The 13,787-nt window shown below is 46.4% G+C and carries 13 protein-coding genes and 2 pseudogenes; 8 read left to right on the top strand and 7 right to left on the bottom strand.

All coding sequences use genetic code 11. The features are described from left to right. Positions 1–156: 156 nt before the first annotated feature. Both MiSe_RS42775 and MiSe_RS42770 read left to right on the top strand, forming a co-directional pair. The gene (locus MiSe_RS42775; RefSeq protein WP_226592320.1) at positions 157–987 is read left to right on the top strand and encodes a class I SAM-dependent methyltransferase; all 831 of its coding nucleotides are present in this window, start codon (positions 157–159) and stop codon (positions 985–987) included. A 384-nt stretch (positions 988–1,371) separates the two neighbouring features. Then, positions 1,372–2,310, top strand: coding sequence for a manganese catalase (locus MiSe_RS42770; protein ID WP_226592318.1), 939 nt, complete (start codon positions 1,372–1,374; stop codon positions 2,308–2,310). A 110-nt stretch (positions 2,311–2,420) separates the two neighbouring features. Here the strand turns inward: MiSe_RS42770 and MiSe_RS42765 are convergent, their stop codons facing one another. The 4 genes from MiSe_RS42765 to MiSe_RS42750 form a co-directional block, all read right to left on the bottom strand. Continuing rightward, entirely contained in the window at positions 2,421–2,615 is a 195-nt protein-coding gene (locus tag MiSe_RS42765; protein ID WP_226592316.1) for a hypothetical protein, read from the bottom strand. A 45-nt stretch (positions 2,616–2,660) separates the two neighbouring features. Further along, positions 2,661–2,855: a hypothetical protein gene (locus tag MiSe_RS42760; protein WP_226592314.1), complete on the bottom strand. Its 195-nt coding sequence runs from the start codon at positions 2,853–2,855 to the stop codon at positions 2,661–2,663. A gap of 125 nt (positions 2,856–2,980) precedes the next feature. After that, positions 2,981–3,175 carry a hypothetical protein gene (locus tag MiSe_RS42755; RefSeq protein WP_226592312.1) on the bottom strand — a complete coding sequence of 65 codons (195 nt, stop codon included), beginning with the start codon at positions 3,173–3,175 and terminating at the stop codon, positions 2,981–2,983. Positions 3,176–3,643: 468 nt separating this feature from the next. Then, entirely contained in the window at positions 3,644–4,321 is a 678-nt protein-coding gene (locus MiSe_RS42750; RefSeq protein ID WP_226592310.1) for a DUF2459 domain-containing protein, read from the bottom strand. Positions 4,322–4,460: 139 nt separating this feature from the next. On the opposite strand from MiSe_RS42750, the gene MiSe_RS42745 reads away from it, so the two are divergent. Then, a complete protein-coding gene (locus tag MiSe_RS42745) occupies positions 4,461–5,126 on the top strand; it encodes an HAD family hydrolase (RefSeq protein ID WP_226592308.1) in 666 nt (221 codons plus the stop codon). A gap of 291 nt (positions 5,127–5,417) precedes the next feature. On the opposite strand, the gene MiSe_RS42740 is transcribed toward MiSe_RS42745, so the two are convergent. After that, complete coding sequence (locus MiSe_RS42740) at positions 5,418–5,819, bottom strand: translation initiation factor (RefSeq protein WP_226592306.1); 402 nt, start codon at positions 5,817–5,819, stop codon at positions 5,418–5,420. Positions 5,820–6,028: 209 nt separating this feature from the next. After that, entirely contained in the window at positions 6,029–6,511 is a 483-nt protein-coding gene (locus MiSe_RS42735; protein ID WP_226592304.1) for a hypothetical protein, read from the bottom strand. Positions 6,512–6,601: 90 nt separating this feature from the next. Here MiSe_RS42735 and MiSe_RS42730 point away from each other — a divergent pair, with 90 nt between their 5' ends. The 5 genes and pseudogenes from MiSe_RS42730 (at position 6,602) to MiSe_RS42715 (ending at position 13,124) form a co-directional block, all read left to right on the top strand. After that, the gene (locus tag MiSe_RS42730; RefSeq protein WP_226592302.1) at positions 6,602–6,811 is read left to right on the top strand and encodes a hypothetical protein; all 210 of its coding nucleotides are present in this window, start codon (positions 6,602–6,604) and stop codon (positions 6,809–6,811) included. A 69-nt stretch (positions 6,812–6,880) separates the two neighbouring features. Further along, positions 6,881–9,529 (top strand): glycoside hydrolase family 31 protein, encoded by a 2,649-nt coding sequence (locus MiSe_RS42725; RefSeq protein WP_226592300.1) that lies wholly within the window; start codon positions 6,881–6,883, stop codon positions 9,527–9,529. A gap of 138 nt (positions 9,530–9,667) precedes the next feature. Continuing rightward, positions 9,668–11,530 (top strand): annotated as a pseudogene (locus MiSe_RS42720) (PAS domain S-box protein); the annotation flags it as partial. Between the two features lie 33 nt (positions 11,531–11,563). After that, a pseudogene (locus MiSe_RS54265) lies at positions 11,564–12,436 on the top strand (sensor histidine kinase); the annotation flags it as partial. Between the two features lie 343 nt (positions 12,437–12,779). Then, complete coding sequence (locus MiSe_RS42715) at positions 12,780–13,124, top strand: hypothetical protein (RefSeq protein ID WP_226592296.1); 345 nt, start codon at positions 12,780–12,782, stop codon at positions 13,122–13,124. Positions 13,125–13,180: 56 nt separating this feature from the next. Here the strand turns inward: MiSe_RS42715 and MiSe_RS42710 are convergent, their stop codons facing one another. Beyond that, entirely contained in the window at positions 13,181–13,594 is a 414-nt protein-coding gene (locus MiSe_RS42710; protein WP_226592294.1) for a hypothetical protein, read from the bottom strand. Between the last annotated feature and the right edge of the window lie 193 nt (positions 13,595–13,787).

Below are 13,787 nucleotides of genomic sequence, written 5' to 3'. Positions count from 1 at the left end.
GACACAACTGCACTAACTAATGTTTGTAGTAGGGACTTTAGTCCCCAAAAGTCTAATAAACAACGACACAACTGCACTAACTAATGTTTGTAGTAGGGACTTTAGTCCCCAAAAGTCTAATAAACAAGGACTAAAGTCCTTACTACGAACTTTCAAATGCTGAAAATTTACCGATTACCAATTACCATTAATATGTTCGACCAATCTATCTTCACAAAACAATCCAATTCGCTGTACTCAATTCCCAAAGCTGCACCATCTCCCAGTAAAATTGCCAAGCGCAGTACTTGTGGAAAAGAGATATTTATCTGCCCAGAAGAATCTAATTTTTACTCTCAATGTTTAGACAGATTCGGTCGGCAAAACTGTTGGGAAAATGAAGCCGTAATAGAGTTTGGTTCCGGCGATGGACTTCCCGTCATTCATTCCTTACTCAGAACGGAATTTTTAGGGTGCATTCATGGATACGAACTCAATAGATCAGCTTGTAAAATTGCCAATAGCAAAATCGCAGAATACTCACTAAGCGAGCGCTATGTAGTTCACAATACCTGTTTCTTCACATCATCTAAACCTGCCGCGAGGTATCTTGTCTCAAACCCCCCCTATTTGCCAGCAGTAGATGACGATATTTACCTGCCATTATTACGCGGCGGGACAGACGGTTCTACAATTACCAGAAAGCTTTTTTCGTTAGGTTACGACAACGTCATGTCGCTGGTTTCTAGTTACTCTAATCCAGTCGATACAATTGATTATGCCATCGCACAAGGCTACTCGATATCCAAGTTTTTAGTCACCCCTCTAGAATTTGGTTATTACAGTTCCGAACCCAAAGTTAGAAACACCATCGCGAAGCTACGGGAACAAAAGAAAGCTTTCTATTCTGGAAACATCTACCTTCTAGCCGGAGTGCTATTTCAAAAACAGTCATTAGCCACTGCCAATCTATCGGATGAGCTAATTCAAATCATAACGAGCTTGTAAAACTTGGCGCTCAAAATTCAGCAACCCGGTTTCTTTAAGAAACCGGGTTGCTGAACCATAAAATTTTTGTGGCCAAGATCGCATATTAATTATATTCCTAAAGGTTGATGAACCAAAATGATTTAATTAGTTTCCTGGTAGGTAAGAACAAACAACAATATTCGCAGTTCGTATTAGATATGATACTAAATCCGCTGCCATCACCCCCTTTTTCTATAAGCCTGCTACGCCTTGCTTAGTTTGTGTAGCCGCGACTTAAGTCGTATGGCAAAAAGCGGGTAATCAATGGGGATTTAGTATCAACCCAAAAGACAGAATTTGCCAGAGGAGTGTTTCGGAAAGTCCCGCGTTATCTAAACGCAAAAGTTACTCAAAGAGGCTGTCATGTTTTATCACACCAAAAAACTGCAATATTTCAAACCACCACAAAAACCCGATGCAGTATACGCGAAGAAAATTCAGGAACTGATCGGCGGTACATTTGGTGAAATGACCGTGATGATGCAGTACCTATTTCAGGGTTGGAACTGTCGCGGCCCTGCTAAGTATCGCGATATGCTGCTAGATATTGGGACTGAAGAAATCGGTCACATCGAAATGCTAGCAACGATGATCGCCCACCTATTAGATAAAGCCCCGATCAACCTGCAAGAAGATGGTGCAAAAGATCCCGTCGTCGGTGCAGTAATGGGCGGTACAAGTCCACGGGATGTAATTATGGCAGCGGCGATGAACCCGCAACATGCGATCGTTTCTGGTTTGGGTGCAACCGCTGCCGATAGCGTTGGTTACCCTTGGAACGGTCGTTTTATCGTTGCTAGCGGTAATTTAATGGCTGATTTCCGGTCAAATCTCCACGCCGAAACACAAGGACGCTTGCAGGCGGTGCGGATGTATGAAATGAGTGACGATCCGGGGGTAAAAGATACGCTGAGTTTCATGATTGCCCGCGATACAATGCATCAAAATCAGTGGTTAGCGGCAATTGAAGATTTGAAAGATTCTGGACTAGAAGATACGCCGGTTCCTAGTTCCTTCCCCTTGGAATTGGAGAAGCGGGAATTTGCCTATCAGTTCTGGAATAATTCTGACGGAACTGACAGCGCCGAAGGTCGTTGGGCGAAAGGTAAATCGATGGATGGTAAAGGTGAATTTGAATATATCGAAAATCCTAAACCCCTAGGTCCCGAACCCGTACCACCGCAAGTAGATCCGCGTTTGCACGGTACGCCTCAAGTCAGAAACAGCACCAACACCAATGTGACCAATGGTAACGATAACAACCCATTGGTGGCAATTAAGCGCATCGTTACCGGCAGCTAGAAACTTGCAGAAACCGGGTTTTTTACAAAAACCCGGTTTCTCATCAGTGAGTAGGGGCACGGCATGTTTTAGATTCTCCTCTTGGGGGATAATTTCATCTTGCCGTGCCCCTACACGCGAATGATAAACCCTAGGGGCACGGCATGTTTTAGATTCTCCTCTTGGGGGATAATTTCATCTTGCCGTGCCCCTACACGCCCATCGTAAACCGTAGGGGCACGGCATGTTTTAGATTCTCCTCTTGGGGGATAATTTTCCCTTGCCCTGCCCCTACGCCCTGATCGTAAACCCCAGGGGCACGGCATGTTTTAAATTGTCCTCTTGGGCGATAATTTTCCCTTGCCCTGCCCCTACACGCCCATCGTAAACCATAGGGGCACGGCATGTTTTAAATTGTCCTCTTGGGCGATAATTTTCCCTTGCCCTGCCCCTACACGCCCATCGTAAACCGTAGGGGCACGGCATGTTTTAGATTCTCCTCTTGGGGGATAATTTTCCCTTGCCGTGCCCCTACGCCCTGATCGTAAACCCCAGGGGCACGGCATGTTTTAAATTGTCCTCTTGGGGGATAATTTCATCTTGCCGTGCCCCTACACGCGAATGATAAACCCTAGGGGCACGGCATGTTTTAGATTCTCCTCTTGGGGGATAATTTCATCTTGCCCTGCCCCTACACGCGAATGATAAACCCTAGGGGCACGGCATGTTTTAGATTCTCCTCTTGGGGGATAATTTTCCCTTGCCCTGCCCCTACACGCGAATGATAAACCCTAGGGGCACGGCATGTTTTAAATTGTCCTCTTGGGCGATAATTTTCCCTTGCTCTGCCCCTACACGCCCATCGTAAACCGTAGGGGCACGGCATGTTTTAGATTCTCCTCTTGGGCGATAATTTTCCCTTGCCGTGCCCCTACACGCGAATGATAAACCCTAGGGGCACGGCATGTTTTAGATTCTCCTCTTGGGCGATAATTTCATCTTGCCCTGCCCCTACACGCCCATCGTAAACCCTAGGGGCACGGCATGTTTTAGATTCTCCTCTTGGGCGATAATTTCATCTTGCCGTGCCCCTACACGCCCATCGTAAACCGTAGGGGCACGGCATGTTTTAGATTGTCCTCTTGGGCGATAATTTCATCTTGCCGTGCCCCTACACGCCCATCGTAAACCGTAGGGGCACGGCATGTTTTAAATTGTCCTCTTGGGCGATAATTTCATCTTGCCCTGCCCCTACACGCGAATGATAAACCCTAGGGGCACGGCATGTTTTAAATTGTCCTCTTGGGGGATAATTTAATCTTGCCGTGCCCCTACACCCGCATCGTAAACAATATTATTTCTCCCCATCGCAACTGTTATCCAAGTGCAACATAATTGCCGTAGAAAGTCCTGCCCACACAGGTGTATTAACATCAGCTTTCCTCAAAGCTTCTGCCGTCCAAGAGTTACAATTCCTCAAAATTGAGTAAGTGCCTTTAGCCTCGTAATAGCTAACGTTTTGACGGACGCCATAGGGGAATCTATTTTTTTCGCCTTGCCGGTTTAATTGAAAAGTATCTCTAATAAACTTATTTAACTTTAAATAACCCGATTGACTCACCCCCAAACATTCTATTTCAAAATTTTGGGGCAGGTTTTTGTAACCTTCAACTCGGATAACCGAGGGATTGGGAAGAAATAGTGCTTTAATACCCGCAGCAATTTTTGCATCAATTTCCCTGGGCGGATTCATATAAAATTCTCTTTCCCCCCAGCCAAAACCTAAGTAATTGTAATCGGCATTTTTACCTGCACCTATTTGATTGAAAGACAAATGTTTCCGCCAGTCAAAAATTTTATTCTGGACTGGCACTACAATTTCCGAATGGAAGCCAAAGTTAATCACACAGATTTTCACATCGCAACTGGCTGGCGATGGCTTCGATTTTTGAGGCATTAAAGCTCCAATCAACAGCGCGGAAAAAATAAAAATAGGAACGGTAAAAAAATAAGAAAATTTGATTTTTCTCATAAGCTTAACCTCCAAAAAGGTTGAAAATGTGATGATATATACCAATATTTTTACATAAATATCATACTATTGTTAGATGAACTGATAAAAATATGCCTGTACCTTGATATTACTTCAAACAAAAACCGGATCTAGGACAATGGCATTGTCAGCAGCTATTTTTGATGTAGATGGAACGCTGGTTATCAGCAACGATGCACAAGCGCAAGCTTGGGTGGAAGCGTTTGCTACTTATGGCTATGACGTACCCTTCGAGAAAGTTCGACCGCTGATCGGGATGGGCGGCGATCAAGTGATACCAAAAATGGTACCGGGACTTGATAAAGAAGAAGCGCAGGGAAAAGCTATTTCCGAAAAGCGCAAAGAACTGATTATCAAAAAATTCGCGCCGACGCTTCCTGCTGCACCGGGTGCGCGAGATCTGATATTGAAGATGCAGCAATCTGGGTTGCGGCTGATTATTGCTACTTCGGCTACGAGTGAAGAACTTTCGCTGTTATTAAAAGCGGCAAAAGTTGACGATTTGCTCGCAGAAGCAACAACATCGAGCGATGCGGAACATTCTAAGCCAGAACCGGATATTGTCGAAGCGGCATTGAAAAAGTTGCATCTGGAACCACATCAAGTTGTGATGATTGCGGATACTCCCTACGATATTGAAGCGGCGAGTAAATGCGGAGTGGGAACGATCGCATTTCGCTGTGGTGGCTTTGATGATAGCCAGCTGATGGGAGCGATCGCAATCTACGACGACCCCGCCTTGCTGCTAGCACATTACAACGAATCTCCATTAGCCAATAGTTAGGACTGACGCTCCCGACGCTCCCGACGCTCCCGACGCTAATTATCGGTGAAAAGCCTGATTCGTTTCCGGTGGCATCGGAATTACGACCTGTAGGGGCTTTTCTGGCAATTAGCAATTAGCAATTAGCAATTAGCAATTACCAAGAAAGGCCAATCATTCCGATGCAACCGGATTTGATATAACAAGCAAGAAAAAGCAGTAGCGTTATCCGCTACTGCTTTGGCACTATATCACGCTAGACGCTCAAGTTTTAGCCCTTTATCGCCTACACACACTCATCGAAACTTGGTCTTAATACCTGTAGTACTCCTCGTCAGCGGGGTCGCCGTAAGGATCTTCGCTCGCTGGACTGATATAGCCGTATTGATCCTGGTCAGCAGGGTCGCCGTAGGGGTCTTCGCTCGCCGGACGCACATCGCCAAATGGTCCGTAGGCGTAGTCGGCGGGGTCGCCGTAGGGGTCTTCGCTGGCTGGACGCACATCGCCGTAATAGCCTTGGGCGGGGTCGCCGTAGGGGTCTTCACTCGCTGGACGCACATCGCCAAATGGCGCGTAATCACCTTGGGCGGGGTCGCCATAGGAGTCTTCGCTGGCTGGACGGACTCGACGGTCGTATTCTCTGTCGCGATCGCTTTCCTCTTCGTTTTTACCGAGAAAAGCATCTTGGATGTCTCGCAAAAATCTGTCAACCATAACGATCTCCTGATTTGGTAATTGGTCGTGGGTGATGGGTCATTTTCACCCGCTCATATCCTTGACCGTTGCATCGGAATTACGACCTGTAGTGGCTTTTCTGGCAATTAGCAATTAGCAATTAGCAATTACCAAGAAAGGCCAATCATTCCGATGCAACCGGATTTGATATCACCCGTTCACACAGGCGAGACGCCTGTGCTACCCTGCTACTGTGCAGGCACTAAATCGGTTAAATCGCGCCCGTCTGTCCTTCCGTTATAACCTTGAAAGTCGCGATATCGTTGTGCCTCTTCTACTGGAACTCGAATGCCTTCTCGCGGCGGCGTTACCCAGTGCGCCTGTCCTTGGGCATCTCGATAGTAGACGCGCCCGTTCTTAGAAAGGTAATACTTGCCTTGGGCACCATGCCCTTGCCTGTTCCTATGCTGGTTATAGAGGTAGTAAAGTGCAGCTGCCCCTGCCAAAATTGCCACTGTTTGACCCGTTGATAATCCCCTCCTCGCTTGAGGTTGTTGATTTGCTGGCGGAGGGACTACTCTTCCACCACGGGTATCGTCAACCGGCGGCGGTGGTGTATACTGCTGTCTTGGACTTGAGCAAGCAGCAAACAACGGAACCGATAGCAATGTTGAAAGCAGCCAAGCTTTAGTACGTAAAAATTTTTTCGGCTCAGGTTGAATTGCGTTCATTGCCTCTTTTTTACCTGGGGCTAAAGGACAATTTTTGGCGGGTGATTAAAACCAACGCTGTTGCATTAGGGTTACCACTAAAAGTGCCCAGTGCCGAAATGCCGTCAACTGCTTGCCGCCTCCGGGACTTGGCACTCAGGACTTTTAGCTAGACCGTCCTCTGGCTGCCAGTGGAAAGGCTTTTACAACGATCTACAACAGCGCCACAATTTGATTTTCAATAATTTAATCGTGCCGCAATTTGCCCTTCGTTCCATCCAGCCTGAGATAGAAAGTTTTTTCACCTACTTCACACCATAGGAATATACAGTTTGGTCAACTATTTAGTTTAATTAGTTTAAAGAGAGATGGAGCTTGACAAAATCTGGAATGCCTCAATACTTTGGAAAACTACCCACCACAAATCAAGCTTGGTCAACCATCGCCGCCGTAGAATCAATTGACTCGGATGAACGGGGCGTTTGGTGCAACTGTGGCGAGGCACGCCTTGGCATCAAGGTACTAGCACCTAATTTAATTCACGTGCAAATGTCTCCCACCGGGGAGTTTATCCCCCGTCGTTCTTGGGCAGTAACCAAGGACGATCGAGAATGGCAATTCGTACCTTTCCAAGTGCGAAAAAGCGATGAAAAGGTAGAAATTGAAACCGAACAATTGCGCGTTTGTATCGAGCGCAACCCGTGTCGCATTGCCTGTTTCGACAAACAAGGGCGTTTGTTTGCACAAGATGTAGATCTGGGAATGGCTTGGCGCACGGGGGCCGTCGCTGCTTGGAAACGCATCGAAGCAAACGAACATTTCTATGGTTTTGGCGAACGCACTCGACTACTCGATAAATTATCTGAAGTTAAAACAAATTGGACAACTGATTGTTTAGATTACGGTTCGCTGACGGATGAAATGTACCAGGCGATTCCATTTTTTATCGCCTTACGTCCCCAATTAGCTTACGGTATTTTCTGCAATACTACTTTTTGGAGTCAGTTTGATATCGGTGCGGAACAACCCGGTGTTTGGCGGATGGAAACGCGGGGAAATGAATTAGATTATTACATTATTTACGGCCCCGAACCAGCACAAATTCTCAGCACTTATACCCAACTAACGGGTAGAATGCCTTTACCGCCAAAATGGGCGCTGGGTTATCATCAAAGCCGCTGGAGTTACGAATCTGAAGCAGTGGTGCGGGAATTGGTGCAGGAATTTCGCCAGCGGCGCATTCCTTGCGATGTAATTCATTTAGATATTGATTACATGCGGGGATATCGCGTGTTTACTTGGAGTCCGAAACGCTTTGGAGATCCGGCTAAATTAATCGGCGATTTAAAGCAAGATGGTTTTAAAGTAGTCACAATTATCAACCCTGGCGTTAAGTACGAACCCGAAGGGGATTATCATGTTTTTGACCAAGGGCTAAAAGACGATTATTTTGTGCGAAAATCCGATGGGCGGATATTCCACGGCTATGTTTGGCCTGATAAAGCTGTATTTCCCGATTTTATGCGTGCTGAAGTGCGACAGTGGTGGGGCGACTTGCACGCAAGTTTGACCGATGTCGGCGTCGCCGGGATTTGGCACGATATGAACGAACCTGCGATAGACGATCGCCCGTTCGGCGATCAAGGTGTTAAAATTTGGTTCCCCCTCGATGCACCCCAAGGGGAGGGAAGCGACTCCACCACCCACGCAGAAGTTCACAACCTTTATGGGTTAATGATGGCGAAGGCGTCTTATGAAGCAATGCAAAGACAGCGTCCTCATGAGCGATCGTTTATCTTAACCCGATCTGGTTTTGCCGGGGTGCAGCGATATTCATCTGTCTGGATGGGCGATAATCAATCGTTGTGGGATCACCTGGAAATGTCCCTACCAATGTTGTGCAATATGGGGCTATCCGGCGTCGCATTTGTAGGTTGTGATATCGGCGGTTTTGCAGGTAATGCTACCGCTGAATTATTCGCCCGTTGGATGCAACAAGCAATACTTTATCCTCTGATGCGCGGACACTCGGCGATGACAACTGCGCCTCACGAACCTTGGGTTTTTGGCGAACAAGTCGAAAATATTTGCCGCGAATACATTAATTTACGCTATCAGCTATTGCCCTACATTTACACATTGTTTTGGCAAGCAGCAACAACTGGCGCACCAATTTTACGTCCGTTAGTTTATGATTACCCCAACGATTCCACAACCTATACTTTGTCCGATCAAGTATTGTTGGGGTCCTCGATAATGGCAGCACCTATTCTTCGTCCTGGAATTGAATATCGCGCTGTTTATCTGCCTGAAGGTAGTTGGTACGATTGGTGGAGTGGTGAGCTTTATCAGGGGCCAACGCACATTTTAGCTCACGCACCTTTGGAACGAATGCCGCTTTACGTGCGTGGGGGTGGGATAATTCCAATCGAGCCGATTGTGCAATTTGTGGATGAGCGATCCCCCCAACCCCCAATGCCAAGGGGGGCACAAGATTGGCGATCCCCCCAACCCCCAATGCCTCGGGGGACCCAAGACTTACCCCCCCAACCTCGGGGGGCACAAGACTTACCCCCCCAACCTCGGGGGGCACAAGACTTACCCCCCCAACCTCGGGGGACCCAAGACTTACCTCCCCAACCTCGGGGGGCACAAGACTTACCCCCCCAACCTCGGGGGACCCAAGACTTACCTCCCCAACCTCGGGGGGCACAAGACTTACCCCCCCAACCTCGGGGGACCCAAGACTTATCCCCCAAGGCATTGGGGGCATGGGGGGATCTCACGCTACGTATTTGGCCTGGTACGGGTGAATTTACTCTTTATGAAGATGATGGAAATAGTTTTGAATACAGAACGGGTGCGTGGGCGACTACAACTTACCGCGTGCGTCCTGAAGCAGAACAATTCATTGTAGAAATTGCGGCGCGGTCAGGACAATTTTCCCCTCCCTCGCGGGAAGTTATTGTGGAATTAGTCGGGGTGGGAGAACAGGGTTTTACAGATGATGGTACGGCGCGGAATTTAGTGTTTGATTAGTTTACCAGAAACCCGGTTTTTCCAAAAAACCGGGTTTCTTAAAAAAATCCGTCTTAAGGGAGGTGTAAAACAACCATCTTTTAACTAAATTTAGAAGATTGACCAACCACATTGACTCTGCTAAAGATTGATAAATTGATGGTGAAACTGACACGCTCCCAGATACGACGCTATGGTTTTGCCGTGTTGACTGTCGCGATCGCACTCACGCTGCTGCTGTTGCTACACCGCGCGCTCGATGTGACGACGAGTCCTTTTCTACTGTTTTTTGTTCCCGCAATCCTTAGCGCTTTGTATGGCGGACTCAAACCGGGTTTATTGGCAACTGTTTTAACAGCTTTAGGGATAGGGTATTTGTTTCAACCTCCCGATATCTCTTCAGCGATTAGTTTAGACGAAACTTTAAGAATCGGCTTATTTTTATTAGGGGGAGCGTGGGTAAGTAGCTTAATATCCAGGTTAGAAACAGCTAAAAAATGCTCGGAAAAATTACAAATTAAGGAAAAGGATCAAATTATCAATATATTGGAAAGCATTACCGATGCCTTTGTCCACTTGGATCGCGACTGGCGCATTACCTACGTCAACCAAGAAGTAGCTAAACTCAACCAACAAAAGCGAGAGGAAATTATCGGCAAAACCCACTGGGAACAGTGGCCTTGGTCAGTTGGTACTATAGTAGAAAAGCAATATCGCCGCGCAATGGCAGAGCAAGTACCTGTCAATTTTGAGGTGTTATACGAACCGTTAAATATGTGGTTGGATATTCGTGCTTATCCTTGCCCAGAAGGTTTAAGTATTTATTATCGCGATATTAGCGATCGCAAGCAAGGCGAGTCGTTGCTGCAAAGAAGCGAAGCGCGGTATCGTTCCCTTGTACTTGCGAGTACGCTAGCAGTTTGGACAACAGATGCAGAAGGACTGATTGTTGAAGAATTGCCATCTTGGGGTGCATTCACCGGACAAACAAAAGCAGAAATGCTGGGATGGGGATGGATAAACGCTATCCATCCAGAAGATAGAGAGAAAACTGCCCTCGCGTGGAAAAAAGCTATTGAAACAAAAACAACCTACGAAATCGAACATCGAATCAAAACCGCAGATGGAACTTATCGATATTGTTTAGCGCGGGGCGTTCCCGTTTTAGATGAAAACAATCAAATTATAGAATGGGTGGGGACGCAACAGGATATAAGCGATACTGCTACCGCAACGCTGCGCGAACGCAAAAACTACGAAGAAGCATTAGAACAGCAAACCGCAGCACTTTGGCAGCAGCAACAATGGTTAGAAGAAGCGCTAAATCTGATGCCGATTCCCTTGCTATTTATCGAACCAGGAACCGCGAGGGTAACCTTTGCTAATAAAGCAGCAGACTCTCTAGCATGCGGCGAATTTCCTAAAGATAAACCAGGGGAAGAATATCACACAATTTATTACTGCACCGACGACAAAGGAAATCGCATTCCAGACGAACAAATGCCAGGAGTGCGAGTAGCACGGGGCGAACGTTTGTCAGGGTTCGAGATGAATTGGCACACCCCCGAAGGCATCCGTCCCCTACTCATTTATGCCGATACCCTACCGCAAATGTACGCTCATCCCGCTACTGGTGTCCTGGTGTTTCAGGATATTGCTAAACTCAAGCAAGCAGAGCAAGCAGTGCGACAAAGCGAAGCCAGGTTTAGGCGTTTGGTTGATTCGAATATTATCGGGGTTGTAATCGGTAATTTCTCTGGCGATATTCTAGAAGCAAACGATGCTTTTTTAGAGTTGGTAGGGTATACGCGGGAAGAAATGCAAGCGGGAAAATTGCGCTGGCTAGATATTACCCCAGCAGAATACGTGCCTCTGGATCGCCAGGGGGCTGAAGAGATGTTAAAAACTGGGGCTTCTACACCTTATGAAAAAGAATATATTCGCAAAGATGGCAGCCGCGTCCCCATTTTAATCGGTGCAGCTTTATTGGAAGGCTATCAAGATAGAGCCGTCGCTTTTGTAGTCGATCTCACCGCAGCTAAGCAAATGGAAAATGCCTTGCGACAACAAGCAGAAGAATTAGCTAAAACCAACCGAGTAAAAGATGAATTTTTGCAAGTTGTTTCCCACGAGTTAAGAACGCCATTAAACTCGATTTTAGGTTGGGCGCAAATGCTGCGATCGCGCAATCTTTCCCCAGCAACGCAAGCGAAAGCTCTCGAAACGATCGAACGCAACGCCAAAAACCAGAAACAGCTAATTGAAGACTTGCTAGATGTCTCGCGAATTATTACCGGAAAAGTGCAATTAAACGCGCTATCGCTCGAACTTTCCCCCATCATTGAAACAGCAATTGACTCGCTCCGTCCAGCCGCCCAAGCCAAAGAAATTTCGCTCATAACTAACCTAGAATCGGATTTAACCAGCTTGCCCGCTGCAACCTCAAATCTCTCATTAAATCCGCCCCTGCGCGTTATAGGCGACCCAGAACGCTTACAGCAAGTATTTTGGAACCTACTATCCAATGCCATAAAATTTACACCCAACGGCGGGCAAGTCGAAGTAAAACTGAAAAAATTGCAGATTTCAGATTGCAGATTTCAGATTGAAAGAGGATTGCAGATTGAAGATGAAAATAAAACCTCTTTTCAGCAATCAAATAAATCTGAAATCTCCAATCTAAAATCTGAAATTCCCTATGCTCAAATTACCATCAGCGACACGGGAATCGGCATTAAACCGGACTTTCTGCCCTATGTTTTCGATCGCTTCAGCCAAGCCGATACTACCACCACCCGACCTTACGGCGGACTGGGATTGGGGTTAGCGATCGTGCGCCATTTGGTAGAACTCCACGGCGGAACTGTCTTTGTAGAAAGTCCGGGTGAAGGACTAGGCACAACCTTTACCGTCAAGCTGCCGCTTCTTTCCACAACAATTGCTAATTGCTAATGGCTAATTGCTAATTGCTTGTTTGGCAGGTTGTTAAAAATTGTTTACCATTACCCATGACCTATTAACGCTTGTTGCTAGTTATCTTTTTAGGGCCCAAGACAGGCTAATGGCTAATAGCTAATGGCTAATGATAGAACCGAAAAATATTCCCATAAGCAATTAGCAAGCTGGCGATTAGCTTCTGCTGTGCAACCCACGATAGTTATAACTAGCAACTTGGGTTATTAGCTAATTTAATATATCCTTGGGTAGAAGTCGGTAGCATACATAACACCTTAGGATACGTTTGTGGAAAATAAAAAAGGAGACAATTGATATGCAGCGGACTTTCTCGGATTTAGGAAAAGTGGTTCGCCAAAGCTTTTTAGTGGTGGGTTTGATAAGTTTGCTTAGCTTATCAGGTTTATCGATTTTCACCACTCAACCAAGTTTAGCAGCCGCTTACAAAGACAATTCGTCAGTTCTGGACAAAGGTAGCAATAGCCAATCTGTAAAAAGCCGGGAAGAAGCCTACGACAAAGCCATCAAAGCCATTGACGACCCCGAAGGACTGGAGAAGGTCTACGAGAAAAATTTAGAAAAGTACGAAAAAGAAAATCCCCAACCAGGTATCATTGAAAGCGCCAAAGAGGTAATTAAAGAAGTTACCCAACCTGAATAATTTCTCCTCTTTCGCTCTAGAAAACCGACTTCTCCAAGCAGTCGGTTTTCTGGGTGTTACTCGCTCAATTCCTGTTGTAAATACTTGCCCCATTTGGCAGCCAGAGGAATTTCTGTAAAAGGAATTCGCACTGAAGTTGCCGAATTTGGTAAGAAAAATTCCAAAACAACACCACGACCAGATATGGGTGGCTTATCTAAATCAACGGGCTTATCATTGACTAACAAACGGATAGATTGTACGTCTTTAAGAGAAAATGTTTCTAGATTCACCGGGCCAGAACGGGTGGGTTTTCCCCAAGTTAAATTGTCCCCTTTCTGACCCAGAACTGCGTAAATATCGTACTTAGCCCGCTCGAATCCAGATGCCCAAGTGCGATACGCTTCGACTTTTTGATATTCGTTCCACCCTGCCCAAGCTAGCCAGATAAATAGGGCAAGCAGGGGCAACCATAAAAGACCGCGTTCCATAAATATAGGATGTAGGTCAGAAAAATCTTCATTGTTCCCTAATTTTCCCTGAAAATAGATCTTGTTGGTTAATCAATGTTTGGTGGTCGGGGCACGGCGAGGGGAAAATCTTCTCTTATGCCACAGATTTTGGCTGCTGTGCCCCTACAGGTTAATCAATGTTTGGTGGTCGGGGCACGGCGAGGGGAAAATC

Origin of the sequence: Microseira wollei NIES-4236 (assembly GCF_020521235.1) — a bacterium.
In the GTDB taxonomy this organism is placed as follows: domain Bacteria; phylum Cyanobacteriota; class Cyanobacteriia; order Cyanobacteriales; family Aerosakkonemataceae; genus Microseira; species Microseira wollei.
This window is presented reverse-complemented; position numbering and strand designations above follow the sequence as displayed.

What these genes read in the sequence shown, in the direction of transcription:
- MiSe_RS42725 (WP_226592300.1), top strand. Translation starts at nt 6,881, where the DNA reads ATGCCTCAATACTTTGGAAAACTACCCACCACAAATCAAGCTTGGTCA.
- MiSe_RS42770 (WP_226592318.1), top strand. Translation starts at nt 1,372, where the DNA reads ATGTTTTATCACACCAAAAAACTGCAATATTTCAAACCACCACAAAAA.
- MiSe_RS42755 (WP_226592312.1), bottom strand. Translation starts at nt 3,175, where the DNA reads ATGCCGTGCCCCTACGGTTTACGATGGGCGTGTAGGGGCAGAGCAAGG.
- MiSe_RS42710 (WP_226592294.1), bottom strand. Translation starts at nt 13,594, where the DNA reads ATGGAACGCGGTCTTTTATGGTTGCCCCTGCTTGCCCTATTTATCTGG.
- MiSe_RS42735 (WP_226592304.1), bottom strand. Translation starts at nt 6,511, where the DNA reads ATGAACGCAATTCAACCTGAGCCGAAAAAATTTTTACGTACTAAAGCT.
- MiSe_RS42765 (WP_226592316.1), bottom strand. Translation starts at nt 2,615, where the DNA reads ATGCCGTGCCCCTGGGGTTTACGATCAGGGCGTAGGGGCAGGGCAAGG.
- MiSe_RS42745 (WP_226592308.1), top strand. Translation starts at nt 4,461, where the DNA reads ATGGCATTGTCAGCAGCTATTTTTGATGTAGATGGAACGCTGGTTATC.
- MiSe_RS42775 (WP_226592320.1), top strand. Translation starts at nt 157, where the DNA reads ATGCTGAAAATTTACCGATTACCAATTACCATTAATATGTTCGACCAA.
- MiSe_RS42740 (WP_226592306.1), bottom strand. Translation starts at nt 5,819, where the DNA reads ATGGTTGACAGATTTTTGCGAGACATCCAAGATGCTTTTCTCGGTAAA.
- MiSe_RS42760 (WP_226592314.1), bottom strand. Translation starts at nt 2,855, where the DNA reads ATGCCGTGCCCCTGGGGTTTACGATCAGGGCGTAGGGGCACGGCAAGG.
- MiSe_RS42750 (WP_226592310.1), bottom strand. Translation starts at nt 4,321, where the DNA reads ATGAGAAAAATCAAATTTTCTTATTTTTTTACCGTTCCTATTTTTATT.
- MiSe_RS42715 (WP_226592296.1), top strand. Translation starts at nt 12,780, where the DNA reads ATGCAGCGGACTTTCTCGGATTTAGGAAAAGTGGTTCGCCAAAGCTTT.